The organism is Brevibacillus sp. AY1 (assembly GCF_029870785.1).
Taxonomy (GTDB): Bacteria; Bacillota; Bacilli; order Brevibacillales; family Brevibacillaceae; genus Brevibacillus; species Brevibacillus invocatus.
Genome location: NZ_JAFLPN010000014.1, coordinates 23022 through 50010, shown reverse-complemented (window position 1 = coordinate 50010; position 26989 = coordinate 23022). Strand labels below are relative to the sequence as shown.

Below are 26989 nucleotides of genomic sequence, written 5' to 3'. Positions count from 1 at the left end.
GTTTGGAAAAACTTAGGGAAATTTTCTCTGAGTTTTTTCCTTTATATACCTGAGGTGGAAGGCTTTCGTTAGACACTCTCTGGCGGATTTGCTATAATGATAAAGGTATTTTTTTCTAGCAGTATCAGAATGCGTAAGGAAAGATCGAAAGGAGAACCACATCTTTAAAAGGCAGAAAAAACAGTTTTTTACCATGAGGGACAGAAGGGAACGTGGGTAATGGACATCTATACCAACAATTACGTCATTGTCGCCATTTTTTTGATTCTTGGTGTGTTGTTGCCCGTGGCTACTGTTAGCTTTGTTGGCCCGTTGTTGCGTCCGAAAAAACCGACTGCAGAAAAACAAACGACTTATGAAAGCGGTAACATTCCAGTTGGTGACAGTTGGGTTCGCTTCAATGTAAAGTATTACATCTTTGCCTTGATGTTTGTGATTTTTGATGTAGAGACGCTCTTTCTATACCCGTGGGCTGTTGCTTACAAAGAACTTGGTCTTTTTGCACTGGTAGAAATGGCGATCTTTATCACCTTGCTAGTCGTTGGATTGATTTACGCATGGAGAAAGAAGGTGCTGGAATGGAACTAGACCTGACGAGCATTGCGCCTGAACTGCAAGAAGAATTGGATAGGAACGTCATGTTTACAACACTGGAAACGGTAAAGGGTTGGGTGCGAAGCAATTCGCTCTGGCCTTTAACTTTTGGTTTGGCCTGTTGTGCGATTGAGATGATGGGTGCAGGTGGGGCGCGTTATGACCTGGACCGTTTTGGTGTGATTTTTCGCGCCTCGCCGAGACAATCCGACGTGATGATCGTAGCGGGTACGGTAACCAAAAAAATGGCACCGTTGCTGCGCCGATTGTACGATCAAATGCCTGAGCCGAAATGGGTCATTGCGATGGGCTCCTGTGCGACAGCCGGTGGTCCGTACGTAAAATCCTACAGCGTGGTCAAAGGTGTTGACCAGATTGTTCCGGTGGATGTATATATACCGGGTTGTCCACCTAATCCTGCAGCGTTGATCTATGGGATTAACAAGCTACAAGAAAAGATTCGCTATGAGGCGAAGACTGGGAAGCAGGTGACCAGTCGATGACGGAAGAGAATCGCAAACCGACGCCGGAGGAAAAAGCAAAAGCAGCCGCTGAGGCAATGGCCAAGGCAAGAGCGGCGAAGGAAGCGAAGGAAGCCGCCGCTCAAGCAGAAGCGAGTACTCCTGCTTCTGAATCCGCACCAGCGAGCAAGCCAGTCTCGGAAATGACGCCGGAAGAAAAGGCAGCCGCGAAAAAAGCGGCAGCCGCAGAAGCGCTCGCAAAAGCCAAGGCGGCGAAGGAAGCGGCAGAGCAAGGCGAAGAGGCAGGTAGTGACGCTGACGCAAAGGCAAAAGCTGCGGCAGCAGCGAAAGCCAAGGCAGCCGCTGCGGCAGCAGCGAAAGCAAAAGCGGCCCGTGAAGCAGCTGGTCAAGGTGGCGACGAGGGCGGAGACGATGCCAAGGCGAAAGCAGCGGCCGCTGCCAAAGCAAAAGCTGCAGCGGCAGCGGCGGCAAAAGCGAAAGCTGCCCAAGCATCTGGAGAAGCAGGTGGAGAAGAAGAAACTCCAAAAGCTCCTTCCAAAAATCAGCCTTATCTCGACAAGTATGTGGCTTGTCTGACAGAAGCGTTTGGCGCTGATGTACTGGAGGCCTCCTATATTAATGAATTGAGTAAAGAGGTTCCGACTTTGGTGATTCAAAATGAGCGGTGGCACGACGTCGCGACTTTTCTTAAAAGTGACGAACAGCTCGCCTTTGATTACCTGTCGGATTTGCATGGAGTCGATTACGAAGATCGATTAGAAGTCTATTACCATTTCTATTCTTATAAAAATCAGCAAAGCGTTGCCGTAAAAGTCAAAACAGGACGAGAACAGGCAAGCGTGGCATCCGTGATGGATTTGTGGCAGGGGGCCAACTGGAACGAACGGGAAACTTTCGACTTGCTCGGGATTCATTTCCCGGGACATAGCGATTTGCGTCGGATTTTGCTGCCGGATGATTGGGTAGGATATCCGCTGCGCAAGGATTACGTGCAATACGACGAGGAGGTGTAGCAGATGAACCAGAACATCCTCACGACACATGTAGAGACCTCTTCTGATACAGGTATTCGAACCGAAGAGATGCTCTTGAACGTCGGCCCTCAGCATCCCAGCACGCACGGCGTTTTTCGTTTGGTAGTGAAAATCGACGGGGAAACGATTAAGGAAGCCATTCCTGTCATGGGTTACCTTCACCGTGGGACGGAAAAGCTGGCGGAGAACCTGACGTACACACAGATTATTCCGTATACCGACCGGATGGACTACGTATCAGGCATGACGAACAACTATGTATTATGCCATGCCGTAGAGACGATGATGGGTTTGGAAATTCCGGAGCGTGCCCAGTTTCTTCGATTGATCGCGATGGAATTGAATCGCGTAGCCAGCCATCTGGTCTGGTGGGGAACGTTTTTGCTGGACCTTGGAGCAATGGGCCCCTTTCTCTATGCGTTCCGCGATCGGGAAAAAATCCTGGATTTGTTCAATGAGCTGTGCGGTGCCCGCATGACGTTCAACTACATGCGCATCGGTGGCGTCAAATGGGATGCCCCTCCAGGCTGGATCGAGAAAACAAAGGAATTTGTTCAATACATGAAGAAGGAATTGGACAGTTACCACCAGCTCGTGACGGGCAATGAAATCTTCCTTAGCCGGATTGAAGGAATCGGCAAGTTTGATGAGAAAACCGCACTTGATTATTCTCTGTCTGGCGTCATGCTTCGCTCTACAGGGGTCAATTGGGATCTGCGCAAGAACGAGCCCTACTGCATCTATGACCGCTTTGAGTTTGATGTTCCGACAGGGACGGGTGGAGATTGTACGACTCGCTACCATCTGAGAATGGCTGAAGTTGTACAGTCATTGCGAATATTGGAACAGGCACTGGAACAGTTCCCTAGCGAAGGGGAAGTGCTTGGAAAAGTACCACGTGTCATTCGTCCTCCTGCTGGTGAGGCCTATGTGAGGATTGAGTCGCCACGTGGGGAGATCGGGTGCTACATTTCCAGTACCGGTAAAGATAAGCCTTGGAGATTGAAATTCAGGCGTCCATCGTTTACCAATCTACAGATCCTGCCCAAATTATTGGAGGGACAAAGCATTTCCAACATGATTGCGATTCTGGGTAGCATCGACATCGTGCTCGGGGAGGTCGACTGTTAATGAGCGAGCTTTTACAGCAGGCACCTTCATTGGGAAATACACTCTGGTTTGTCTTGGCGGCAGTCGTACTGCTGGCTGTATTGCTGGGCTTCGTCACCTATGCGATTTATTTTGAACGAAAAGTAATCGGCTGGATGCAGCTGCGCATCGGTCCCAACCGAGTCGGTCCATTGGGACTTTTGCAAACCGTAGCGGATGTAACCAAGCTGCTGATCAAAGAAGATACGCGACCAAAGAATGCGGATAGAGCCCTCTTTACTCTAGCTCCAATCCTGGCGTATGCTCCTGCATTCGGTGTGCTTGCCGTCATGCCTTTTACAGAGAGCATTCAGTTCGCGGATCTGGGTATTGGACTTCTCTACTACATTGCTTTATCCGGAATTACTGTATTGGGCGTGATTACGGCAGGCTGGGCCTCCAACAACAAATATTCGCTGATTGGTGGTCTTCGCTCCGCTGCTCAGATGATCAGCTACGAAGTGCCGTTGGTCATGTCTGTCGTAGGGGTCGTGTTGCTGACAGGCAGCATGAACCTCAGAGAGATCGTAGAAGCGCAGCGGGATATGTGGAATATCATTCCGCAATTTCTCGGGTTTGTCGTCTTTATTATCGCGGCACAAGCTGAGCTGAACCGTACGCCATTTGACCTGCCGGAAGCAGAGTCAGAGCTGGTATCCGGTTATCACGTCGAGTACTCCGGTTTTCGCTTTGCGATGTTCATGCTGGCGGAATACGTCTACATGTTCGGTATGGCGACGTTGATCACGGTTCTGTTCCTGGGTGGCTGGTTGCCAATCATTCCGCAATTAGACTTTATCCCGGGAATCATCTGGTTTATATTAAAGTTTTCTGCCTATGTGTTCTTCCAGTTTTGGTTGCGTGCCACGATGCCGCGGATGCGCGTGGATCAGTTGATGTCATTTGCCTGGAAAGTGCTTTTGCCAGTGGCGTTGTTCAATATTTTGCTTACTGCCGTGGTAGTTTCCTATCAAAGTGGCATGTTCTAAGCGAAAGCATGATCCGTCCATGCTTTATTGCAGGGCTTCGCTGAAAGGCTTGGCGCAGTCAAGTTCTCTAATCCTGAGGGGTGACATACATGCTAGGATTGGCCAAAGGCCTGGGGTATACCTTTAAAAAGTTGACTGAGAAAAAAGTGACCCATTTCTATCCCGATGTACCCTTTCCCATGCCGCCGCGCTTTCGTGGCATCCAGCACTTTTCCCCGGAAAAATGCATCGTCTGCAACCAGTGCGCACGCGTTTGTCCGACCGAGTGCATCCAGTTGACAGGAAAGCCTCATCCGGACCCGGAGAAGAAAGGGAAAATCATCGACACCTACGATATTAATTTCGAGATCTGTATCCTGTGCGATCTTTGTACAGAGGTTTGTCCGACAGAAGCGATTGTCATGACCAACAACTTTGAATTGGCCGTTTATAGCAGAGACGAGTTGTACAAGGATCTCAAATGGCTGGACGACAACAATACCAACGTCAGGGAGGAGAACTAAATGAGCGGCGAATTTATAGCCTTTTTCATCCTTTCTCTCCTGACCATTGGTGGAGCCGTATTTATGATCAGCTTTACCCGCGTTGTGCATATGGTCATTTCACTGGGCGTTACCTTTATCAGCATTGCCGGTCTTTTCGTGCTACTCGGTGCTGAGTTTGTCGGGGTCTCCCAAATTCTCGTATACTCAGGTGCCATTTCCATTCTGATGTTGTTCGGAATCATGTTGACCAAGCATGACGCCAAGGACGAGGGAGCAGGGCCATCTTGGAAAAACCGTTTTGCACTCGTGTTCGTGGCGATTGTATTTGGGCTCATTTTCTGGGGAATCCAAAATACGCCTTGGGCGGAACCGACCCAGCCAGTGCCATCGGCTGTCAGCAATGCCAAAGAGATTGGTATTGAGGTGTTCACCAAATACGTGATTCCGTTCGAGCTGCTTTCCGTCCTGTTGCTAGTTTCCCTGGTAGGGGCAATCATCATGGCAAAGAAGGAGGAGGATAAACCATGACAGTGAGCATTTCCTCCTATTTGATGGTCGCGTTGATCCTGTTCTGTGTTGGGTTGTACGGAGCACTGACGAAGCGGAATGCTGTGGTTGTGCTGATTTCCATTGAGTTGATGCTAAACGCGGTGAACATCAATCTGGTGGCGTTCTCCAAGTTTGGTTTGCATCCTGGTGTTGCAGGGCAAATATTTACTTTGTTTACCATGACGGTAGCGGCCGCTGAGGTAGCGGTAGGATTGGCGATCCTGATTGCCTTGTACCGAAACAAAGCGACGGTCAATGTAGACGAGATGGATCAGATGAAACGATAAGATGGAAACCTGATAAGGAGGACAAAGATGGATACTCTATTTGCTTACGCCTGGCTCATCCCTCTGTTTCCGCTTCTTGCTTTCATCGTGATCGTTTCGTTTGGTCGCCAGTTGAAAGAAGGAGCTGCCTTGGTTGGGATCGTGCTGACCGGGATCTCTTTTGGGCTAGCGCTGCTTACCTTTTGGGAGAGATTCCAGGATGGAGCGGCAAATTATAAATTTAACGTGAACTGGTTGCAGGTCGGAGATATTGTGATCAGCATGGGTTTCGAAGTCAATCAGCTGAACGCGATGATGCTGGTAATCGTGACCCTCGTAAGCCTCTTGGTACAGATCTACTCCAAAGGCTACATGCACGGAGATGAGCGTTTTCCGGTGTTTTATCAGTATCTGGCGCTGTTTACCTTTTCCATGCTGGGTCTTGTGCTCTCTCCGAACCTGCTGCAGGTGTATATTTTCTGGGAATTGGTCGGGGTCTGTTCGTTCCTCTTGGTGGGTTACTACTACTTCAAGAACGAAGCGAAAGCAGCAGCCAAAAAAGCGTTTATTGTTACACGGATCGGGGATCTGGGTCTGTTTATCGCCATCTGTCTGTTGTTCTGGTGGACAGGAAGCTTTGAATATACGCAAATCTTTGACAGTGTTGCGCTAGGCAAACTGGACCCGTGGATGATTACTTTGGCGGCTATCCTGATTTTTGTGGGAGCGGTTGGAAAATCCGGTCAGTTTCCGCTGCATACCTGGCTTCCTGATGCGATGGAAGGTCCGACACCTGTATCGGCCTTGATTCACGCGGCGACGATGGTTGCAGCAGGGGTTTATCTGGTAGCAGCTACCTTTCCTTTGTTTATCGCATCGGATACAGCGTTGAACGTAGTGGCGTACGTAGGCGGCTTCACAGCTATTTTTGCGGCGTCGATTGGTCTCACCCAGACCGATATCAAGCGAGTGCTCGCATACTCTACAGTGAGTCAACTCGGGTACATGATGATGGCTCTCGGTGTAGCAGGAGCGGCAGGTTACGTAGCAGGTTCTTTCCATTTGATGACCCACGCCTTTTTCAAAGCCCTTCTCTTCCTGGGAGCGGGCAGCGTCATTCACGCTGTACATACGCAAAATGTATTTGAAATGGGTGGCATTTGGAAGAAAATGCCGATTACCGCATTAACCTTTTTAATTGGCTGTCTGGCTATCGCGGGGATATTCCCGTTCGCTGGATTCTGGTCGAAAGAGGCGATTATCGGCGCTGTTTATGGGGCGCATCGATTTGACCTGCTGATTATCGCTCTGGTCGCAGCGTTCTTCACGGCTTTCTACATGTTCCGTTTGTTCTTCCTGACCTTCGCGGGAAAACCACGGGGAAAACACGTACCGCATGAATCTCCTGCAGTCATGACAGGTCCACTCTTGATCCTCGCGCTTTTGGCGATTGTGGCAGGCTTCATCAATACTCCATATGGACCGTATTTGTCTGATTGGCTGCTCGCTTCCGATACAGGAACGGCAATCAGCCAGGTTTTTGGAGACGAAGTGGCGCATGCGGCATCATGGCTGCAAGTTGTGGCTTTGCTGATATCGATCGCGGGAATCGTGCTCGCCTATCTGATGTACGGCAAGAAGAAAATCCCTTCCGATACCATCCCGGAGACGCTCCCATGGCTTTATCAGCTCTCCTACCGCAAGTATTACGTGGATGAGCTTTATCATGCAGTGATCGTTCGGCCGCTTGGGTGGATCGGTGTAGTGTTGAATGGCTTTGATAAGTATGTCATCGACGGTTTGGTTGGACTCACAGCCAAAATCGCGACTGGCATCGCTGCGCTTCACACGAAAGCACAAAATGGACAGATTCAATCGTATGGAGCGATGGTGTTGTTTGGTCTGTTGTTGTTGATCATCGCCATCAGCTTGACGGCACAAGGGGGTGGACGCTTTGGATCTGGTCAATAGCATCCTCTTGTCGGTGCTGGTATTCTCGCCCGTTCTGGCGATCTTGATCATGGCTTTCATCCCTCAACACCAGGGTGGGGTCATCAAAAAAGTGGGAGTCCTTGGTACGTTGCTTCCGCTTCTGTTGTCTCTATATTTGTTTGCTTCCTTTCATTACGGGTCATCCAATCTGCAGTTTGTCGAGAAATACGATTGGATTTCGATTCCCATCTCATTTGATCAGGCAGGTAATCCCTACGGGTTGGAAATTAACTACGAACTGGGTGTTGACGGGGTTTCCATGCCGCTGCTCGTTCTGACTGCTATTATCGCTACGCTGGCGGCAGTCGCTTCCTGGCAGATCAAGAAGAGGCTGAAAGAGTTTTTTATCCTGTTTCATGTGTTGCTAATCGGAATGTTGGGCGTTTTTGCAGCAGATAACCTGTTCCTGTTCTTTATCTTTTTTGAAATGACGCTAGTGCCGATGTTTTTCCTCGTCGGAATCTGGGGTTATGGTGAACGGGAGAAGGCAGCAAACAAATTCTTGCTGTACAACGGGATTGGCTCTGGAATCATGCTGATTGCGTTCATTGTTCTCTATCTTCTCTTGCAGACGATGAACATGGATCAGATTTCAAATGCATTGACGACGGCGGGTCATCCGGTCGCATCAGCGATCACTCCTGAACTCCGATTTGGCCTGTTCCTGGCTTTGTTCATCGCATTTGCCATCAAGCTTCCGGTATTTCCGTTCCATACCTGGATGCTAAAAGTACACGTTCAGGCACCTCCGTCTATCGTGATGATTCACTCCGGCATTTTGCTGAAGATGGGGGCTTACGGGGTCCTGCGGATGGGGATTGGATTTTTCCCTGAGCAGGCATACCAGTTCGCTACCTGGTTGGCCGTGCTTGGCATCATCAACATTCTGTACGGCGCGGTACTCGCATATGTGCAAAAGGATTTGAAAATGGTTCTGGCCTATTCCAGTATCAGTCACATGGGAATTGTCCTGCTCGGATTTGCGGCGATGAATACCATCGGCTTTCAAGGGGCCATGTTCCAGATCGTATCGCACGGCTTTATCTCTGCACTGCTCTTCTTCCTGATCGGCGTGATTTGGGATCGTACCCAAACCTCGATGATCGACGAGCTGGGGGGATTGGCCAAATCCATGCCATTTGTCAGTGGAATCTTGCTGGCAGGAGGGATGGCGTCCCTCGGATTGCCGGGGATGTCTGGATTCATCAGCGAGTTCTTCGCCTTCCTGGGATTGTTCGGCAAACTTCCAGTCATGGCAGTCGTCGGCGCACTCGGTATCGTACTGACGGCAGTATACTTGCTGCGTGCCATATTGCGTACTACATTCGGCCCAACACCTGACCGTTTTAATCGTCTCGCGGATGCTCAACCAATGGAAGTGATCCCGATGGTTGTCCTCCTCGGCTTCATCATCCTGATCGGGGTGTATCCTGCCATTTTGGGAAATCCGCTGCAGCAGACCTTGAAAACAATCGTACCCATCGTGACGGGAATAGGAGGGTAAGCCATGGAAGTAAAAGACATCTTCTCATATGACTGGAGCTACCTTCTGCCCGAATTTATCATTCTAGGCTTTGCTACAGGGCTATCACTTCTCGATCTGTTCGCCGGAAAGCGATTGGGTAAACAAGCGATCGGACTGCTTTCCCTGGTGGGGGTGCTGCTGGCAACGACATTTGTTTTCGTCAACATGACGACGCTTGATCAGCCATACAGCTACATGGCGGACATGATTCGTATCGATGACTACGGCAATGCTTTCAAACTGCTCTTCCTGGGCGGGACTGCATTCACGATCCTGATCTCCCTCTCCTATTTAAATCAGGGAGAGGTGGCACATAGGGGAGAATATTACTACCTGTTGCTCAGCGGTTTGCTTGGTGCGATGGTCATGGCCTCCTCGGCGGACCTGATCACGATGTTTGTCGGGCTGGAGCTGCTGTCGCTGTCATCGTATGTGCTGGTTGGCATGCGGAAAAAGTCTCTCCATTCCAACGAGTCGGCATTTAAATACGTCGTTTCCGGCTCGATTGCCACCGCAGTGACCTTGTTTGGGATGTCGTATGTGTACGGCTTGACGGGAACCACCAACATCTACGAAATTTCGCAGCGTCTCGCGGAAGCGGGGATGATGGGCTACCAGTTTATCATCTATATGGCGTTTGCATTTCTAGCGGTTGGCCTTGCCTTTAAAATCTCTGCGGCACCCAACCATATGTGGGCACCGGACGTCTACCAGGGAGCTCCGACCCCGGTGACAGCTTTCCTGGCAGTTGTCTCGAAAGCAGCTGGATTTTCCCTCGTATTCCGATTGCTGCTGATTAGTTTTCTGCAAGTGCCAAGTGCTGAAGGACCTTTCTTTTTCGTACAGGGCAGCTTGTATCTGGGACTCATAGCAGCAGCGTCGATGATCATCGGAAATACGATGGCCCTCAAACAGACCAACGTCAAGCGGATGATGGCGTATTCGGGTATCGCACAGGCAGGTTATTTGCTGGTACCGTTCTCACCGCCGACGACTCTGTTTTTCAGTGAAGTGATCTTCTATCTATTCGGTTATTTGCTCGTGAGCTTTGGTGCGTTTGCCGTGATCATGGTGGTGGCCAAAGAACAACAGACGGAAGACCTGAAAGGATTTGCCGGCTTGTACCATCGCTCTCCTGTCATGGCGATCTCGATGACGATTTTCCTCCTTTCCTTGGCGGGGATTCCCATCTCGGTCGGCTTCTTCGGGAAATTCTATCTGTTCATGGGGGCGCTGGCCCAAGAGAACTACTGGCTGTCGGGTGTCATGATCGTGACCAGCGTCGTTTCCTATTACTATTACTTCGGGATTATCCGGCAGATGTACATGCGCTCAGGAGAGAGCGAAGCACCGTTGGCCGTACCAAGAGGAATCTGGCTACTTGTATTGCTGCTCGCGATCGCGACCGTGTTCTTCGGTGTCTTCCCGGGACTCGTGACCGATTATATCCAAGTAAACTTTAACCCGTCGTTCGACTTTGGAAATATGCTGCCTTCTTGAGCACAATGAAACTCGAAACAGACCCGTACTTCATGTACAATAAAAGGGATGGTCAACCAATGACCGTCCCTTTTTTCCGTATAAATATGTTAAATCTGTTAAAACCGCTTATATATCGCGGAGAACCCGAATTTCTGTACCATCAGACTCTTGGCAAAGGTAAGATGGCTCATGTATTTTCAATAGAGGAGGAACGGATTGTGCCGAGTGAAATATATGGCTTCTTAAGTATCATCCTGTCCATCGTCTTTATTGGATTAAGCTGGTGGACCCTTCAGGCTGTAAGGTTTGAAAAACTCCTAAAAAAACCGAACAGCGCACAAGCCAAGCTGCTGCAAATCTTTTTGTCTATTGTAATTGGCTATGAGTTGTCCCGCTTCTTCAGCGATTATCTGGGTTGGTCGCTGATCATCGGAAATCTGTTCTCCTAATTCTCTCACGTGTAATCTGAATTTATTGGTATATCCACCCAATTTCATGTGCAAACTGAGAAGTACAAAGAGCTACATGAATGGGAGAGAGAAGAAATGAAAATGTGGTCAGGTTTGTTGTCTCTAGCGATGCTAATCGTTTTGGGGATCGTCTATTGGGTACCGGCACAAGCGAAGGAAATTCCCGATGTGGCAATTGCTGCGCGGTTGCTTGCGGTAATCGAAGAGACGGGAGCTACCGGACTACAGGTTCAGATGCGCGGCCGCACATCGCTTGGACAGGTAGAAAGTCCTGCGGAGCTTGAAAAGTTGGCAAACAGTTGGGCAACAGAACTCGCAATTCCGGTTACCAGCTTCGTTTTTTCTCAAGAGAATCACATCGTCTCTCACACGGCAGAAATCATCCAGGATGGCGTACAGGTACGTTTTGAAATAACAGGAGTTTCCATAAATGGTGCATTTGATACATATCTAGTGTTGGAACTAACCGGAAGCCGTGAATCACTACCATATATTGAATCTACGCAGGATAACTTTGTAAAATCCTTGTCAAAAGCCGACTTTATTCCGCAAATTAGCACTTGTATTCGCGGAATGTACAATGTTAAGATGAGTGTTGATCAACAGGAGGGTAAAATATTGTCGATTTTTCAGGCCCTCCAAGCCAAAGAACGAGAACGTTTAGCAGATGAAACTGTAGTCAGTATTTCCGGCTACACGAAGCTGTGGAAGCCGTTCATTTCGCTAAACGGGGACAAGATGAACCTACAGGTGGCAACGCATCGAGACAGTCATGCAGGAACGCAGATCACCGTAGGCACACCAATCATCACAGTGGAATATTAGCACGCGGAGGGGTACACATTGGATAAAATGATTGTCCGCGGTGGTAAGGCATTGGTAGGAAACGTCAAGGTTTCCGGAGCCAAAAATGCCGTACTCCCTATCATTGCAGCATCTATCCTGGCAGAAGAAGGGACAAGCATCATTTCGGATGTTCCAGCCCTTGACGACGTTAGGACGATATGCGACCTCTTGAAATCGATGGGAATCTCCCTTACATATGATCATGAAGTGCTGACAATCGACGCTTCCTCTTTGTCGAGCGTTGAGGCATCCTATGAACTTGTTCGCAAAATGCGGGCGTCCTTCTTGGTAATGGGACCGCTTTTAGCGAGAAAGGGACGGGCACGTGTCGCTCTTCCAGGTGGTTGCGCCATTGGGACGCGACCAATCGATCAGCACCTCAAAGGCTTTGAGGCGATGGGAGCAAAAATCGATATCGGACAAGGATTTATTGATGCGAGCGTGGAGGGCAGATTGAAAGGTGCGAAAATTTACCTGGATATCGCCAGTGTAGGAGCAACCGAAAACATCATGATGGCCGCTGCTTTGGCAGAAGGCACGACCGTGATTGAAAATGCCGCAGAAGAACCTGAAATCGTGGATTTGGCCAACTATCTCAACCGAATGGGAGCAAAAATCCGCGGTGCTGGTACTGGTTCGATTCGGATCGAAGGCGTTGAAACCATGAAGGGCTGCACACATTGTGTGATTCCTGACCGGATTGAAGCAGGTACGTTTATGGTAGCTGCTGCTATTACGGGTGGCGATGTGTTTGTAGAAGGTGCGATCTGCGACCATCTGAAGTCTGTTACAGCCAAGCTGAGAGAGATGGGCGTAGAAGTAGACGAACAGGAAAACGGCATTCGCGTGACGCGCAAGGGCAAGCTGAAGGCTGTTGACTTGAAGACCTTGCCATACCCTGGTTTCCCTACCGATATGCAGTCACAAATGATGGCTTTGTTGCTCGTTTCCGAGGGTACAAGCATTGTGACAGAGACGGTTTTTGAAAATCGCTTCATGCATGTCGAGGAGTTCCGTCGGATGAACGCCAATATCAAGATTGAGGGACGCAGCGCCATCGTCGAGGGTGGAGCCAAGCTGACTGGCAGCAAGGTAGCCGCTACAGATTTGCGCGCAGGTGCAGCTCTGGTCTTGGCCGGATTGGTATCTGAAGGCGATACGGAAGTTACAGCCTTGCATCACATCGACCGAGGCTACGTCAACTTTGCGGAAAAACTTCAAGCGTTGGGCGCAGACGTGGAGCGCTACATTCATCAAGAGCAGCAGGAAGCTGCAGCTCCGGAAGCGATTAAGATCAATTTTTCACCCAACTTTGCGTAATACTTGCCGTCCAGGCATAGATATGAAAGAAAGGCTCTCTGCTAGCAGGGGGCCTTTTTGCATTCTCGCTTCTCTCTCATTCTCTCGTTCTATCGTATGGATACAGTACATAGACTGGAAGTGTCAGCACGATACGGGGAGGATTCCAAGCATGAAACGTTATTTTGTCATGTGGTTTGTCGCATTACCGATCTTGCTCGTTCTCATGCCAGCCGCCTTGGTATATCTGTTTTCACCAACCAGTCAGGTAGCGGGGGGAGAGAGTGTCGCCGTCCTGCAACCGGACAACCAGGCCGTCATAAAGCCAGGTCTGGAAGTGAAGGTTTACCGTACGGAGAAAAAAGTGGTGGAAACACTACCAATGGAAGAGTACATCACCGGAGTGGTGGCCGCGGAAATGCCGGCAGAGTTTGAACTGGAAGCTCTCAAGGCACAGGCGATGGCTGCGAGAACATACATTGTGCGCAGGCTGAGCGAGGGAAAATGGGACGATGTACCGGATGGGGCTCAGGTGCTGGACACAGTCCGTCACCAGGTCTATATGGATGAAGTACAGCGCAAAGAACGATGGAGCAGTCAGTACGAGTGGAAAAACAAGCGGATTCAACAAGCGGTTCAGGCCACGGCAGGCATTGTGCTTACCTTTCAGGGACAGCCGATTGACGCGACCTTCTTTTCCACCAGCAATGGCTTCACTGAGAACTCCGGTGAGTATTGGGAAAAAGCCATTCCTTATTTGAAAAGCGTGGCGAGTCCGTGGGACATTGATTCTCCCCGCTATCAGGAAACCGTCGTTTTTACAACTGAGGAGCTGGAAAAAAGTCTTGGGGTGAAGCTGGTGCAAGAGGTGTCTTCCAATGGTTCCTGGTTTCGCGTGACTTCAACGACTACGGGGAATCGCGTCGGTAAGATCCACATTGGAGGAAAGGATTTCTCAGGACGGGAAGTGCGGGAAAAGCTGAATCTCAACTCTTCGTCGTTTACGATGGAATTGCGGGGCAAGCAGGTCTATATCACGACCAAGGGGTACGGCCATGGCGTCGGCATGAGTCAATGGGGGGCAAATGGAATGGCGAAGTCAGGGAAAAACGCAGAGCAGATCGTGAAATATTATTATCAGGGGATCGATTTGCAGGATTATTCGAAGTTTCTCTCCGTTTAGATGGGCAATTGGTAAATTTTTAATTTTCCCTTCTCTCTCAGGTTTATACGTCAAAATTCTGGCGATACTGAGGGATGAGGTGATGAATAAAATGGAAAATGAAAAAAATCAAAATCAACCGATTCCATTCAAGAAGTCAAGTTCTTGGAAAAAGATGATGGGCAAGAAATGGGCGTTTCCGGCGATCTACATCGGTACTGCAGCAATCATTCTCGCTTTTGTGATGTGGTATCAGGGTAATGTCATCAGCACGGTATCCGAATTGACCAATCCACAGGATGGCGTGGTAGTGACGAACCCAGAGGGTAATCCAACTCCTGGGACTGATACACAAGGCGATGATGCAGTACCTGTAGCAGGTAGCGTGGAACCACTGGCATGGCCAGTCGGAGCAGGAGTTCAGTACGATCAGGTCATGAGCTTCTTCGATGAAAAGGCAACAGCGGAAGAGCAGCAAAAAGCGTTGATCAAGTACAACAATTCCTACTTCCCTCACACGGGAATCGATTTGAAGGCAGTCGACGGCAAGAGCTTTGATGTCGTAGCTGCATTGGCTGGTAAAGTGACGAAAGTGGAAAATGATCCACTCGTCGGTCGAGTCGTCGAAGTCGAGCATGCTGACAAGATGGTTAGTGTGTATCAAAGCTTGGAGAATATCATTGTAAAACCGGGCGACGAGGTCACACAAGGACAGGTGCTTGGTTCTGCAGGACGCAGCGAGTATGAAAAAGATGCCAGTGTACATCTTCACTTTGAAGTACGTGTCGATGGCAAGGCAGTAAATCCGGAGCAATACCTGCTTCAGCCGGAAGCAAAAAATCAATAATCGTAAAAAACACCTGTAAAATCCCAATTTTTTACAGGTGTTTTTTTGTGCAAAACGCTTCGACTTTTTGCATGTGTACAAACTGTGAAAAAAAGATGCGGCCGTGCTGGCTTGTCAGGCTTGGAAACGTAGAATATGTGTCCGCACCCACCCATATATTGTATCAGACAATGTAGATACAAGGAGGCGAGTGATGTGCACGACTACATCAAAGAGCGGACCATCAAAATCGGCCGATATATTTTAGAGACGCGCAATACGGTTCGGATGATCGCCAAAGAATTCGGTGTTTCCAAAAGTACAGTGCACAAGGACCTGACAGAGCGGTTGCCTGAAATAAATCCCGAGTTGGCCAACCAAGTAAAGGAAATTTTGGAATACCACAAGGCTATCCGTCATCTTCGCGGAGGAGAGGCAACGAAAATCAAGTACAAGAGACGTAGCAAAAAAGTGCATGTAGAACAGGAGGAAAGTGTGTAAGAAAGAATTTCCTTGTCCTCTCACGTAGAAGAGCCTATGATATTAGTTAGGAATGTAACTGGTAACAGGGAGGACCTTGCAATGTTTGGCAAAGATATCGGAATCGACTTGGGGACGGCAAACGTCTTGGTATTTGTGAAAGGCAAAGGAATTGTCCTTGACGAACCAGCTGTCGTGGCAATTGACAATCAAACAAGAAAAGTGTTGGCTGTAGGCAATGAAGCCTATCGAATGGTAGGCCGGACTCCAGGGAATATCGTAGCGATCCGACCTTTGCGAGAAGGGGTTATTGCGGACTTCGAAATTACTGAGGCCATGCTTAAGCATTTCTTGACCAAAATCGGCGGAAAAAGCATGTTTGCTCGTCCGCGTATCTTGATTTGTTGTCCAACAAACATCACGTCTGTGGAACAAAAGGCCATTCGCGAAGCGGCTGAACGAAGCGGCGGAGCGAGAGAAGTGTATATTGAGGAAGAGCCAAAAGTAGCTGCTGTTGGCGCTGGCATGGACATTTTTCAGCCGTCCGGAAATATGGTTGTCGATATCGGTGGCGGTACAACGGACGTAGCCGTACTTTCGATGGGTGATATCGTCACGTCTTCTTCCATCAAAATCGCAGGCGATACGTTTGACGTGGCGATCATGCGATACATAAAGAATAAATACAAGTTGCTGATTGGTGAACGTACGGCTGAAGATATTAAAGTTCAGATTGGAACTGTATTCGGCGGACGCCAGGACGAAATGGACATTCGTGGACGAGATATGGTAAGCGGATTGCCGCAAACCATTAATATTCGCTCCCATGAAGTCCAAGAAGCCCTGGCTGAGTCGGTTAGTGCAATTGTACAAGCATCAAAATCTGTTTTAGAACGAACACCTCCGGAGCTTTCTGCCGATATAATAGATAAGGGTGTATTCCTGACTGGTGGCGGCGCACTTTTGCACGGACTTGACCAGATGCTGGCAGAGGAACTGAAGGTTCCAGTCCTGGTAGCGGACGAGCCGATGATGTGCGTAGCCAAAGGTACGGGAATGATGTTGGATTACTTGGATAAAGTACCAGCTACTCGCAATAAGAAGCTCTTCGGGGGGTAAGATCCTGTGATCAGAGGCTTGTATACGTCTGCATCAGGCATGTTGGCCTTGCAGAACAGACACGAAGCACTGGCGAATAACATCGCGAATATCAATACACCTGGCTACAAGCAGGACGTGGGTCTCATGCGTGCATTTCCGGAACAGCTGATCTCTCGGATTCGCGATCAGCAGGGACCAGATATTCAAGGAATGCCGACCATGAATGGACAGGCTGCCGTTATTGGTCGTCTGCACACGGGTGTGTACATGTCAGAAGCTTTGCCGGTATTTGGGCAAGGCGATATCGCGGAAACTCGCAATCCGTATGACGTTGCATTGATGGACAACCTGCAGAGGGATGAAGACGGCAATGAACAACGCCTCTTCTTTAGCGTGGCTAAGTTGGAGGATTTGACGCAACCCGCTGATCCGGAGCAAATTCGCTACACGCGAAACGGGAACTGGGATGTCAATTTTGACGGGTATCTCGTAACACCGGATGGTTATTACGTGTTGGGCAACGATAATCAGGCCATTCGCATCAATGATCCGGCTGGTGTGAAAGTGGGAGATCTACTGCAGATCGGTCTTCAAGGTGAGTTGATGTACAAAGACCCTGCTGGAGAACCTGAGGATCCACCTGTTTTAATGGATCAGCGTCTAGGTTTGGCAGTCATCACAAAACCTCAGATGATGGTTCGCGAAGGCACAAGTGTGTTTCGCTATGAAGGTGATATTGCACCCGCAGCACTAGAGGAAGCCGAGATTGAAGACTTGACTGCGTTTGGTGCTGGCGAGTACGCGAATCCCCTAATAGCAGGGCGTTACGGATTAAAGCAGGGGTGGATTGAGCGGGCGAATGTAGACCCTGCCCAAACGATGACGGACATGATGGCTGTACTGCGCGCCTATGAAGCGAATCAACGGGTTTTGACTACGATTGACGGAACTTTGGATAAGGCTGCCAATGAAATTGGACGAGTAAACGGGTAAACTAGGGGGTAAGGACGAAGATGCAGTCTCTTAACATTTCTACTTCAGCTCTGCGCGGTATTCAGCTTGCGCTGGACAATTCTGCGAACAACATGTCGAATTTGGACACGGTTGGATACAAGCGTCGAGTCGCTTCGTTTTCCGAGTTGCTTGCCGATTCGATGAATGAGCAGCCTTCTACCGACCGTGAAAATCGCAACTCACCAGTTGGTATACGCATTGGCAGTGGAGCCAAACTCGGAATGACCAAGCTGGATATGGGACAGGGTAGTATGAAACCAACCGATGTTCCCACCGATTTGATGATTCAGGGGGAAGGCTATTTTCGGGTAGGTTCCCAGGAGACGGATGCAAACGGTGCCCGAGTGGAAGAGATGCGCTTTACGCGCGATGGGAATTTTCACTTGGAGGAAAGCGCGTATTTTGGTGGATTTATACTCGTTTCTTCTACAGGCCATGTGCTGTTGAACGAATCGGATAATCCACTTGTTCTTCCTACGGATGAAGTGAGGGAGCTAGTGATCTCCGAAGACGGGTATGTGTCGGTTAACGGAGAACCTACCTTTGAACGAGTAGGAATCTGGAAAGTACATAACCCTGACTCCATGAGACAGGTTGGAAAAAATCTATGGGGTCTTTCAGAGCTTGCTTATGATGATCCTGCGACCTTTAATCCCGATGATTACTACGAGCTGGCTTGGACGAACAATCTTGCTTCCGTCCGTCAAGGAGCATTGGAGGGTTCCAATGTAAACCTGCAGGAGGAAATGTCTCAGCTCATCAATATTCAGCGCGCATACCAGCTCAATTCACGGGCGATTGGGATCACAGATCAAATGATGGGCATTGCCACTTCGATACGCAGTCGTTAATCCCATTCGTCTAGATGGAGGATACAGAATGAATCAAGGAAAGGGACAACGTTTCCCGCGAGATACCCAAGAGGTTGCTCAAAAAGAACGCGTCAGGAGCGGCAAGAGATGGCCAGTCGTGTTGGCAAAAGTCTTGTTGGTCCCGATCCTGTTGTTTTTCTCACTGGTTGTTGGATTGATGATCGGTTACGGTGTTGTTGGGGATAAGCCGTCTTCGGAAGTGTTCGATCTGGGTACGTACCAACATATGTATGATTTGCTATTCGCAGATACGGAATAGGGAACAAGCTCACATCCTTAGCGGGCCCGGACCATTGGTTTGGGCTATCTGCTTTTTCTGTGAAAAACGTCCCCTCTCATCGGGGGATCGAAACATCTCGACGTTTTTCATAAAAGTCGATGTTACCGCTTGCGGTTACCAAAACGGTCATGACCGTTTTGGAGGACTTGTTGTTGAGATTGTCCACAGAGTATAATAGATCGAGTGGTTGAAAAAGGAAGTGCAGTTTTTCATTACGGAGGGATATCCGTGAATCTTCCTAATATGCTTACGATCTTTCGCATCGTTCTTATCCCTTTGTACCTGTACGTGTTTTTTTCCGAACTGCCCTTTCATTTGGAGATCGCCTTGGGCATCCTCATCGTGGCAGGGCTGACAGATATTGCGGATGGGTATATCGCAAGGAAGTATAAGCTGGTGACCACGTTTGGCGTCATGATGGATCCTTTGGCAGACAAACTGATGATGCTTGCAGTCATAGCCTCATTATTTCTGACAGATCGGATCAGCCTGTGGGCAACGCTGTTTTTCTTTGCTCGGGATGTGGCGATGATTGGTGTTGCAGCTGTCTACCACTTCCGTGGAAAGAAGACGGTACCAGCCAATGCCTACGGGAAACTGACTACGGTGCTGCTTTACCTGGTTATCCCTTTGGTCATGTACCGTTATCCGTACAGCGAGGCCATCCTATGGTCAGTCATTGCATTTTCTTTCCTTGCAAGCGCGATCTACTTGGGGAAATTTCGTTTGTTGAACAAGTCGTCATAAGATGTGTGGAAAAAGAGCACTTCCGGGAAGGGAAGGAAGTGCTCCTTTTATCTCAACCCCGTACTCCACTTGACGGAGGCGGGTGGTTGTTTTTAGTTTCAGTTTGAAGGTTCTTCTTCATGCATGGACAAGTCTAGTTAAGTATGGAAATGGAGCGGTGTTCGTGGAAATGAAAGCACCTATGGATAGTACACAGATTCAAGCTGTTATTCCGCATCGGTACCCTTTTTTGCTGGTGGACAAGATCACGGAGCTGGAATTGGGCAAACGGGCTGTCGGACTTAAGAATGTTACCATTAACGAGCCTTTCTTTCAGGGGCATTTTCCCGGATTTCCGGTCATGCCTGGTGTGCTGATCGTAGAGGCGCTCGCACAGGTGGGTGCTGTGGCCATGCTGAGCATGGAAGATAACCAAGGAAAGATTGGACTGTTCGCAGGGATTGATGGGTTCCGCTTCAAGGATCAGGTAAAGCCTGGAGATACGCTGATCCTGGAGGTCGAAATGACACGCGTTCGCGGAACTGTTGGAAAAGGGCATGGACGAGCAATGGTAAACGACAAGGTCGTTGCCGAGGGCGACTTGATGTTTGCTCTGATCGATGCGGAACAGGCACATTCTTGATCTATCTTGAATGTGCCTTTCTTTTCGGTTAGAATGGCATCTGGGAACATTTTTAACTCGTCGACCGTCTAATAAACTGAAGGTGAAACCATTGACCAAACCGGTTGCAAATATACTTGGCGTACCATTTACTACACGCGGCTTTGGCGAGACTGTTACTCATCTGGTGGAACGGATTGAAAGCGGAGAACAAATGCATGTACTCACCGCAAATCCGGAAATTGTTATGCTTGCAAACGAAAATCAGGCTTTTCGCACAATCGTAGAACAAGCCTATGTCGTACCAGATGGGATCGGAATCGTATATGCAGCCAAGTGGACGAATCAACCCATCCACGAGCGCGTAACCGGCGTGGAGCTGGTAGAAGCTTTGATGGCAGAAGCAGACAAAAAACAATGGAATGTGTATTTATTGGGTGCGTCACCGGAAGTGATCCAGCTTGCTGCACAAAAGCTGGAGCAGCGATTTCCGAATGCGCACATCGTCGGGTATAGGGACGGCTATTTTCGGCAAGACGAAGAAGAACAGATCGTACAGGAGATCGCAAGCAAAAAGACCCAATTGCTCTTTGTAGCGATGGGTTCGCCCAAGCAAGATCAGTGGCTAGCCCGATACCGCGACCAACTGCAAGCTTCCTTGATGATGGGAGTGGGCGGAACTTTTGACGTCATTTCGGGAAAAGTAAAACGAGCCCCTATGCTGTGGCAGAAGCTGAATCTGGAATGGCTGTACCGGTTGCTTGCTACGCCTTCACGTTGGAAGCGGCAATTGGCGATACCGCGATTTGTTTGGACCGTCTTAAAAGAAAAATGGAGTAACCGCTCCTAGAGCACCCGTAGAGAGGAGACAGCCGATGTCTACGTTAATCTTCGGATTTTTGACCTCGCTGATCGTTGCATTTATTGCTACACCTTATGTAAAAAAACTGGCTGAAAAAGTAGGGGCAGTGGACGCTCCCAACCAACGCAAGGTGCATACCCGAATTATGCCTCGCATGGGTGGATTGGCCATTTACCTCGGATATATGGTTGCTTTCTTTCTGTTTGTTCCGTTTGCTGATAAAACAGAGATGATGGGGATTTTTATTGGTAGTACGATCGTCATGGTGGTGGGAATGCTGGATGACAAATACCAGCTCTCGCCAAAATGGAAGCTGCTGGGGCAACTCATCGCTACAGTCATTGTCGTTATCCCGTTCGGTTTAAAAATAGGTGTGGTCAATCTTCCGTATTCGGGAAGCATTGATTTTGGCAGTGGCTGGCTGTTGTGGCTGGCAGTGCCAATCACGATGTTCTGGATCGTCGGCGTGACGAATGCCGTGAACCTGATTGATGGCTTGGATGGCTTGTCTGCAGGTGTTTCCGCCATTGCTACGGGAACGATGGCGGTTGTGGCGCTTCTAATGGACGAGGTTAACGTTGCCATTTACTGTTTTGTTTTGCTGGGAGCGATTCTCGGCTTCCTGTATTTCAATTTTCACCCGGCACGCCTGTTCATGGGCGATACCGGATCGCTCTTTTTAGGATTTAATCTTGCGGCCTTATCGATTATGGGTTTTAAAGAAGCGTTGTTTGTATCGTTTATTATTCCGATTGTGGTCCTGGGAGTGCCACTCTGGGATACCTTTTTCGCTATCGTGCGGCGGATCGTCAACAAAAAGCCGATTTCGAGCCCGGATAAAGGTCATCTGCATCACTGTTTGCTAAACATGGGACTGTCACATCGCTCCACCGTACTTGTCATCTACACGATCAGCGTCTTCTTCGGAACGATGGCGATCTTGCTGACCAAGACTACGAAGTGGACAACTTTGATCGTGATGGTCGCGCTACTGATTGCGATCCATCTGGGTACGGAGATCGTCGGTCTGGTAAGTCGCCGACATCGCCCGTTGATCAATATTTATCGGAGATTGAAAGTGAAGATGGCGCATCGACGCAGTCATTAATTCCGTACAAAACCTCTGCTGACCAGCAGGGGTTTTTTTTCGCCATTATTTAGGTGCAAACCCTTAACTGACTGGATTAATTGTCCGATAAATAAAAGGGAGAAGGAATTGCCCCGAACTACCGGATTCTGGGTGTAAATAAGGAATTCAATGAAGTGGAGAGGTGAAGACATGAGGAAACAATATCAAGGCTTTCGTCGTTGGTTCGCGCTATGCCTGACGATGATGATGTTGGTCACAGGACTAGTTCCTACTATGCCGGCATTTGCAGCAATAGGAAGCAACTGGGATGCAGGAGTAACAGTGCCTACTCAATACTTAGCGACCGGGTCCCAGAATGGTCACACATATGCGACTCCAATCAAAACAAAAACACGGTTGCTTTCTGATGTTGTATTGAAGTACGGGAGTGATGCCAAGCTGAATGTAGGGATCGATGTTGTAGTAGGCAGTACTACCGTTACTACGACAGAAGTCATCAAGGCTGATAGAACGGTAAAACTACCTGATTTTGTTCTAGATACCAGCGGGGCAGTAACGAAGGTCACGGTAAAGCCAAAAGTGATTTCGGATGCAGCAAAGGATCTTGTTGAACTGTATTTCCAATATACCCCATCCAATACCGGTGTTACGGTGCAATTTACGGAACCAGCACCAGGCACAACAGGTACACCTACAGGAGCAGATTCAAGTGATCCTATTGTTGTAACTAACAGAATTCTTTCAGGTTTAGCTTATACGTATACGGATTCGGGCTCTATTGATAAAACAAAACCAGTAGAAGTAAGAATAAACGGAACAACACTTCGCACGCTTAACGGAACTGGCGGTACAATTCCTGATATTGATTTGGTCCCAGGGTTGAATGCTATCCAAATTTTAGCAACGAATACGGCTGCTAGTGATGTCATCTATTACGAGTACAAGACTACGAATAGTCCGATTACCATCACTAATTTCACAGGTGGCACAACAGCTTACAATCCGGTATTGTTCGGTGACTCGAAGGTTACTTTGACTGGTACTTTTGGCAGTGGTGTTTCGGGTACGGGTCTTCGTCTGAAAATCATTACCAATAATGGTCAAACCGTTCAGGATTTAAACAATACTGCTCCATCGATTAGTGGAAGCACATTTACGTTTACGGATATTGGTTTGAAACCTGGTTTGAACCAAATTGCTTTTTATGAAAAGATCGGAAATGTAACGAAAGAGCATTTTCAGTTTTATATTCAATACAACAACACTCCGCTGGTCAGCGACTTGAAGGTAAATGATATACCGTTGAATGACCACAACGTTGATAGTAATCCCACCTATATTGCAGTAGCATCTCTGAATAGATTGACTCTCAGTATGGATGGTACGGCACTGAATGCCGATACGGTGGAGGTAAAGAATCAGACTACAGGCGATGTGGTAAGGACAAGCGTAAATCGTACAGGGAGTTTTGGTTTGAATTTCCCATCGCAAATAGGAGAGAATACGCTGGAAATTCGCGTATTTAATCAAGACAAAGAAGTAGGTACGTTTATCCGAAAACTTTTGGTTACGACTACTTCCGACGGTAGTGCCGATCAATTCTACAAGGTAAAATTAAATGACGTGAATTTGGTTGCTGGACAGCAAATAGTGATCAAGGGACCAAATCCGTCCGGAAATTTTACCATTGAAGGCTCTGCGCTTTTAAAGTTTGTCAATATCGAAGGACTGCAACAGTTCCAGTCTTTCCAAATTGTGATCACCGATGAATTGGGTAATAAGACTCCAATAGCGATTGCTCACGGGACAGAATCCAATGTTAAGGAAAAGGAAAATCCGCAAAGTGGATTTACGGAATTTAGTATCAATAAGACCGTTTCAACTATGCAATTACAAAAGAATAAGAAGTATAAAATTAGTCTTGAATATCAATATTTAACAAAAGGTTCGAGCACAGCAGTGGATACTGAATCTGGTTTCATAAAAGTGAATAACTACGAATATGAAATTAAGTATCTTTACGAGGATGAAGCGAGCATTGTGCAAGTGATTAATGTCGCGGCACAACAAGTACTCTCACCTACGGGCTCTAATGTCATCGTGACTTCCCCGCTTGAGTTAAAAGTGATGAAGCAGAAATTACCTGCAACCAGCTCAAATATATACGTGCTGTACAATGGTCAATTACTGCGAGAAGGAACGAATTACGATTATGTATTTACTCCTGGCACCTCGTCTGACTTCTTCACTATTACGTTGAAGAAACTGGCACAGGGGCAAGGGAAGCTGACGATCGGTTACCGTGCTATTCCGCAAACTTCACCGTTCCCTGACAATCCAACATGGGATACAGTTGTTAACTATACCCTGGATGTTCGAATTACACCTTACGCTCAGCTCACCTATGTGGACACGACTGGACAAGTCAGAAGCTTTGAAGATGGCTATTTGATCAATAGTGATAATGACATTCAGCCATTGGACGGTAAGCTTTATAACTATGTAATGAAGGAAACTACTGTAGAAAGCACAGTCACTCGTAATATCTCTGCACATCTGAATGACACCGAGTTAGATATCTCTAGCGTGAATCCGGCGAAAGGGACATTTAAGATACTCAAAGATCAATTGAAATATAAAAAAGGAAACAATGTACTGAAGATCACGCTAAAGGACGATCCGAAAACCGTATTTATTTACAACGTTTCCTATAACACTTCAAAGACCCCTTCCGTAGAAGATATTAAACTGGAAATCGTGACAAATGGGGAAGATGAAGAGCTTACTAAAAAAGCAGGAGACTCAGCTTATCAAACAGGAGCTAATTTCTTAAGAAGCTTCTCGTTTAATGTGAAAGATGCGACACATGTCTATATCGAGAAGAACGGTAAGCGTATCAATGATTTCCGTTACAGAAACGGCGGATGGGAACAAGACACTACAAACCAAGAATACGTAAACGCTCGTCTGGAAGCGACACTCAACAATCAGCTTGAGGACTTCTATGACGAACATAATCTTGATTCTGTATCGCGTACCCGTTTTGAAGGGAAAATGAACTCCAGGCAATACGGTGATCTCGTAGAGGAAGTTCAGGATGCAGTAACAAAACCAGAAGAACAAGAGCAAAAGCTTGCTTTGTTCCCGCTGACGTTGCGCAAAGGTGGTACAACTGTATATACGATTGTAGCGGAAGATGATAATGGTACTGTTATTCGTTACGACATCAATATCAACCAAAAGTACTCGAGTTGGGAAGTCTTATCTCCAGTTAAGGCAAAAGAGACTGATCAATATGTGATTGTGAACAGTAACAGCGCTGTTATTAAGATCTTTGCGGAAAACGCTGATCAAGTACTATTTGGAAAAACTGAAGCGAAAGTATCCAACACAACGAACCGCGACTTCTACTATGATGATGATTTGGGTAAAACCGTACCAGAAACCTACTATGTATTTACGGCAACAGTGCCACTCAAAAAAGGGCTAAACACCGTAAAGTACGCAGTAAAGGTAGGGACTGAAACGTACAACGACGAGATCAAGATCTACAACGCCAACTCCACCGTTAATGGTGCCGAATACCGCGATGTACTGGGTAAAAAAGTCTCGTTCACTGTGTTCGATAAGCAGCTGGTGCTGAAATTCCCAAGTGGTACAGTTTTGCTGTCGCCAGATGACGGTCGTGCTGGCCAAGAAGTGAAAAACCCGAACGGCGATATCTTTGTAGATGTACCTCTATACTTCGGTATTGCGGATCGTACGACTGGACAAGTCAGTCTCTCAGATGACAACTTGGAGAACAGACTCGTTTTGGATGCCAACTTTAACTACGCCAGCCCGCTGTACTACATCGACGCTGGTGACATAGAAGCTCCTTGGGGTAGAGATCCTTACTACGATGAAGGAAATGCTGAAGACTTCAAGAGCCGTTGGGGAGATAACCTGGTGCCAAGCCGTCAAGGAACACTCACACTGCAGTACAATTCTTCTATTGTAAACGCAGCGAATACCATGCTGACGATCTACTATCACAACGGTGATGAGTGGAGAAACGTAGGCGGGGTAGTGAATACAGGTTCCCAAACTGTTCAAGTGCCGTTCCAAGGCTTTGGTTTCTACATGGTCATGAAAACCAGAGAATCCTACGATGATGTAGTAAGTCATGATTTTGCACGCGATGCGATGGAGACTCTGTATGCAAAAGGAATCATGCCTGCATACAGCGGAAGCAGCTTTGGAGCAAACCGTGATATGACACGTGGTGAGTTTGCGACCATGCTGGTAAAAGCACTGGCTTTGCCGATTGACGCTGGCCCGTACCGCGACAGCAATGAGCGCGATCCACTCGAACCAACATTTACTGACGTTCGACCCAATCGTGATCGTTGGGACTACGAGTACAAATACATCGAGACAGCAGCTCGCGCAGGTATCATTCGTGGTAAACAGCCTGGCTACTTCCGTCCGGATGATTCCCTGACACGTGAAGAAGCAACCATCATGATTGCACGTGCGCTCAACCTGAAGGTGGGCTCCCTGGATGCTTCCAAGCTGGCATTGAACAAATCGTTCACGGATGCCAAAGATGTCAGCTATTACGCTGCACCATCCGTATTGGCAGTTACCAAAGCCAAGCTGATGAATGGCGAACCAGATGATACGACTGCCAAAAAACCGACGTTCAGCTTTAAGCCAAGAAACAACCTGACTCGTGCAGAGATGGCCGTTATCACTGTGCGTGTGATGGTACAAATGAAGAAACTGCCGAAGCAGTAAACGCACTATAATA

General features: G+C 48.1%; 26 protein-coding genes. All 26 read left to right on the top strand.

Annotation, left to right across the window (positions count from 1 at the left end; genetic code table 11):
- Positions 1-219 precede the first annotated feature (219 nt).
- The 26 genes from JZI27_RS13250 to JZI27_RS13125 all read left to right on the top strand — a co-directional run bounded on the left by JZI27_RS13250 (position 220) and on the right by JZI27_RS13125 (position 26976).
- Positions 220-588 (top strand): NADH-quinone oxidoreductase subunit A, encoded by a 369-nt coding sequence (locus JZI27_RS13250; protein WP_122907919.1) that lies wholly within the window; start codon positions 220-222, stop codon positions 586-588.
- Positions 579-1097: a NuoB/complex I 20 kDa subunit family protein gene (locus JZI27_RS13245; protein ID WP_122907918.1), complete on the top strand. Its 519-nt coding sequence runs from the start codon at positions 579-581 to the stop codon at positions 1095-1097. The genes JZI27_RS13250 and JZI27_RS13245 overlap by 10 nt, the downstream gene beginning before the upstream one ends.
- Positions 1094-2089: an NADH-quinone oxidoreductase subunit C gene (locus JZI27_RS13240; RefSeq protein WP_280207775.1), complete on the top strand. Its 996-nt coding sequence runs from the start codon at positions 1094-1096 to the stop codon at positions 2087-2089. Before JZI27_RS13245 ends, JZI27_RS13240 begins: the two co-directional genes overlap by 4 nt.
- A gap of 3 nt (positions 2090-2092) precedes the next feature.
- Entirely contained in the window at positions 2093-3241 is a 1149-nt protein-coding gene (locus JZI27_RS13235; protein ID WP_122907916.1) for an NADH-quinone oxidoreductase subunit D, read from the top strand.
- A complete protein-coding gene (gene nuoH / locus JZI27_RS13230; protein WP_122907915.1) occupies positions 3241-4248 on the top strand; it encodes an NADH-quinone oxidoreductase subunit NuoH in 1008 nt (335 codons plus the stop codon). The genes JZI27_RS13235 and nuoH overlap by 1 nt, the downstream gene beginning before the upstream one ends.
- An 89-nt stretch (positions 4249-4337) precedes the next feature.
- Positions 4338-4751: an NADH-quinone oxidoreductase subunit NuoI gene (gene nuoI / locus JZI27_RS13225; RefSeq protein ID WP_122907914.1), complete on the top strand. Its 414-nt coding sequence runs from the start codon at positions 4338-4340 to the stop codon at positions 4749-4751.
- Positions 4752-5261, top strand: a complete 510-nt coding sequence (locus JZI27_RS13220) for an NADH-quinone oxidoreductase subunit J (protein ID WP_122907913.1) — start codon at positions 4752-4754, stop codon at positions 5259-5261.
- Entirely contained in the window at positions 5258-5569 is a 312-nt protein-coding gene (gene nuoK, locus JZI27_RS13215; RefSeq protein WP_057134156.1) for an NADH-quinone oxidoreductase subunit NuoK, read from the top strand. Before JZI27_RS13220 ends, nuoK begins: the two co-directional genes overlap by 4 nt.
- Positions 5570-5596: 27 nt before the next feature.
- Positions 5597-7519, top strand: a complete 1923-nt coding sequence (nuoL, locus tag JZI27_RS13210; protein ID WP_280207774.1) for an NADH-quinone oxidoreductase subunit L — start codon at positions 5597-5599, stop codon at positions 7517-7519.
- Between the two features lie 49 nt (positions 7520-7568).
- A complete protein-coding gene (locus JZI27_RS13205; protein WP_251242803.1) occupies positions 7569-9044 on the top strand; it encodes a complex I subunit 4 family protein in 1476 nt (491 codons plus the stop codon).
- 3 nt (positions 9045-9047) lie between these two features.
- Positions 9048-10565 carry an NADH-quinone oxidoreductase subunit NuoN gene (gene nuoN, locus JZI27_RS13200; RefSeq protein ID WP_280207772.1) on the top strand — a complete coding sequence of 506 codons (1518 nt, stop codon included), beginning with the start codon at positions 9048-9050 and terminating at the stop codon, positions 10563-10565.
- Between the two features lie 200 nt (positions 10566-10765).
- Positions 10766-10996: a DUF1146 family protein gene (locus JZI27_RS13195; protein WP_122907910.1), complete on the top strand. Its 231-nt coding sequence runs from the start codon at positions 10766-10768 to the stop codon at positions 10994-10996.
- 96 nt (positions 10997-11092) lie between these two features.
- Positions 11093-11842 (top strand): YwmB family TATA-box binding protein, encoded by a 750-nt coding sequence (locus JZI27_RS13190; protein WP_122907909.1) that lies wholly within the window; start codon positions 11093-11095, stop codon positions 11840-11842.
- 18 nt (positions 11843-11860) lie between these two features.
- Positions 11861-13183, top strand: a complete 1323-nt coding sequence (gene murA / locus JZI27_RS13185) for a UDP-N-acetylglucosamine 1-carboxyvinyltransferase (RefSeq protein ID WP_122907908.1) — start codon at positions 11861-11863, stop codon at positions 13181-13183.
- 151 nt (positions 13184-13334) lie between these two features.
- The gene (spoIID, locus tag JZI27_RS13180; protein ID WP_251242633.1) at positions 13335-14345 is read left to right on the top strand and encodes a stage II sporulation protein D; all 1011 of its coding nucleotides are present in this window, start codon (positions 13335-13337) and stop codon (positions 14343-14345) included.
- A 91-nt stretch (positions 14346-14436) separates the two neighbouring features.
- Entirely contained in the window at positions 14437-15171 is a 735-nt protein-coding gene (locus JZI27_RS13175; protein ID WP_280207771.1) for a peptidoglycan DD-metalloendopeptidase family protein, read from the top strand.
- Between the two features lie 195 nt (positions 15172-15366).
- Positions 15367-15651 carry a sporulation transcriptional regulator SpoIIID gene (spoIIID, locus tag JZI27_RS13170; RefSeq protein WP_280207770.1) on the top strand — a complete coding sequence of 95 codons (285 nt, stop codon included), beginning with the start codon at positions 15367-15369 and terminating at the stop codon, positions 15649-15651.
- Positions 15652-15732: 81 nt separating this feature from the next.
- Positions 15733-16749, top strand: coding sequence for a rod shape-determining protein (gene mreB, locus JZI27_RS13165; RefSeq protein WP_122907904.1), 1017 nt, complete (start codon positions 15733-15735; stop codon positions 16747-16749).
- Between the two features lie 6 nt (positions 16750-16755).
- The gene (locus JZI27_RS13160; protein WP_280207769.1) at positions 16756-17724 is read left to right on the top strand and encodes a flagellar hook-basal body protein; all 969 of its coding nucleotides are present in this window, start codon (positions 16756-16758) and stop codon (positions 17722-17724) included.
- Positions 17725-17744: 20 nt separating this feature from the next.
- Positions 17745-18596, top strand: coding sequence for a flagellar hook-basal body protein (locus JZI27_RS13155; protein WP_122907902.1), 852 nt, complete (start codon positions 17745-17747; stop codon positions 18594-18596).
- A 28-nt stretch (positions 18597-18624) separates the two neighbouring features.
- Positions 18625-18876 (top strand): DNA-directed RNA polymerase subunit beta, encoded by a 252-nt coding sequence (locus tag JZI27_RS13150; protein ID WP_122907901.1) that lies wholly within the window; start codon positions 18625-18627, stop codon positions 18874-18876.
- Positions 18877-19119: 243 nt separating this feature from the next.
- A complete protein-coding gene (locus tag JZI27_RS13145; RefSeq protein WP_122908118.1) occupies positions 19120-19644 on the top strand; it encodes a CDP-alcohol phosphatidyltransferase family protein in 525 nt (174 codons plus the stop codon).
- A 163-nt stretch (positions 19645-19807) separates the two neighbouring features.
- Entirely contained in the window at positions 19808-20266 is a 459-nt protein-coding gene (gene fabZ, locus JZI27_RS13140) for a 3-hydroxyacyl-ACP dehydratase FabZ (RefSeq protein WP_251242630.1), read from the top strand.
- A gap of 91 nt (positions 20267-20357) precedes the next feature.
- Positions 20358-21095, top strand: a complete 738-nt coding sequence (locus JZI27_RS13135) for a WecB/TagA/CpsF family glycosyltransferase (protein WP_122907899.1) — start codon at positions 20358-20360, stop codon at positions 21093-21095.
- 25 nt (positions 21096-21120) lie between these two features.
- The gene (locus JZI27_RS13130; protein ID WP_280207768.1) at positions 21121-22215 is read left to right on the top strand and encodes a glycosyltransferase family 4 protein; all 1095 of its coding nucleotides are present in this window, start codon (positions 21121-21123) and stop codon (positions 22213-22215) included.
- A 171-nt stretch (positions 22216-22386) separates the two neighbouring features.
- Positions 22387-26976: an S-layer homology domain-containing protein gene (locus tag JZI27_RS13125; protein WP_280207767.1), complete on the top strand. Its 4590-nt coding sequence runs from the start codon at positions 22387-22389 to the stop codon at positions 26974-26976.
- Positions 26977-26989 lie beyond the last annotated feature (13 nt).

Excerpts from the sequence above, each read along its gene's own strand:
- JZI27_RS13250 (WP_122907919.1), top strand. The coding sequence starts at position 220 with ATGGACATCTATACCAACAATTACGTCATTGTCGCCATTTTTTTGATT.
- JZI27_RS13245 (WP_122907918.1), top strand. The coding sequence starts at position 579 with ATGGAACTAGACCTGACGAGCATTGCGCCTGAACTGCAAGAAGAATTG.
- JZI27_RS13240 (WP_280207775.1), top strand. The coding sequence starts at position 1,094 with ATGACGGAAGAGAATCGCAAACCGACGCCGGAGGAAAAAGCAAAAGCA.
- JZI27_RS13235 (WP_122907916.1), top strand. The coding sequence starts at position 2,093 with ATGAACCAGAACATCCTCACGACACATGTAGAGACCTCTTCTGATACA.
- nuoH (WP_122907915.1), top strand. The coding sequence starts at position 3,241 with ATGAGCGAGCTTTTACAGCAGGCACCTTCATTGGGAAATACACTCTGG.
- nuoI (WP_122907914.1), top strand. The coding sequence starts at position 4,338 with ATGCTAGGATTGGCCAAAGGCCTGGGGTATACCTTTAAAAAGTTGACT.
- JZI27_RS13220 (WP_122907913.1), top strand. The coding sequence starts at position 4,752 with ATGAGCGGCGAATTTATAGCCTTTTTCATCCTTTCTCTCCTGACCATT.
- nuoK (WP_057134156.1), top strand. The coding sequence starts at position 5,258 with ATGACAGTGAGCATTTCCTCCTATTTGATGGTCGCGTTGATCCTGTTC.
- nuoL (WP_280207774.1), top strand. The coding sequence starts at position 5,597 with ATGGATACTCTATTTGCTTACGCCTGGCTCATCCCTCTGTTTCCGCTT.
- JZI27_RS13205 (WP_251242803.1), top strand. The coding sequence starts at position 7,569 with ATGGCTTTCATCCCTCAACACCAGGGTGGGGTCATCAAAAAAGTGGGA.
- nuoN (WP_280207772.1), top strand. The coding sequence starts at position 9,048 with ATGGAAGTAAAAGACATCTTCTCATATGACTGGAGCTACCTTCTGCCC.
- JZI27_RS13190 (WP_122907909.1), top strand. The coding sequence starts at position 11,093 with ATGAAAATGTGGTCAGGTTTGTTGTCTCTAGCGATGCTAATCGTTTTG.
- spoIID (WP_251242633.1), top strand. The coding sequence starts at position 13,335 with ATGAAACGTTATTTTGTCATGTGGTTTGTCGCATTACCGATCTTGCTC.
- JZI27_RS13175 (WP_280207771.1), top strand. The coding sequence starts at position 14,437 with ATGGAAAATGAAAAAAATCAAAATCAACCGATTCCATTCAAGAAGTCA.
- mreB (WP_122907904.1), top strand. The coding sequence starts at position 15,733 with ATGTTTGGCAAAGATATCGGAATCGACTTGGGGACGGCAAACGTCTTG.
- JZI27_RS13155 (WP_122907902.1), top strand. The coding sequence starts at position 17,745 with ATGCAGTCTCTTAACATTTCTACTTCAGCTCTGCGCGGTATTCAGCTT.
- JZI27_RS13150 (WP_122907901.1), top strand. The coding sequence starts at position 18,625 with ATGAATCAAGGAAAGGGACAACGTTTCCCGCGAGATACCCAAGAGGTT.
- JZI27_RS13130 (WP_280207768.1), top strand. The coding sequence starts at position 21,121 with ATGTCTACGTTAATCTTCGGATTTTTGACCTCGCTGATCGTTGCATTT.
- JZI27_RS13125 (WP_280207767.1), top strand. The coding sequence starts at position 22,387 with ATGAGGAAACAATATCAAGGCTTTCGTCGTTGGTTCGCGCTATGCCTG.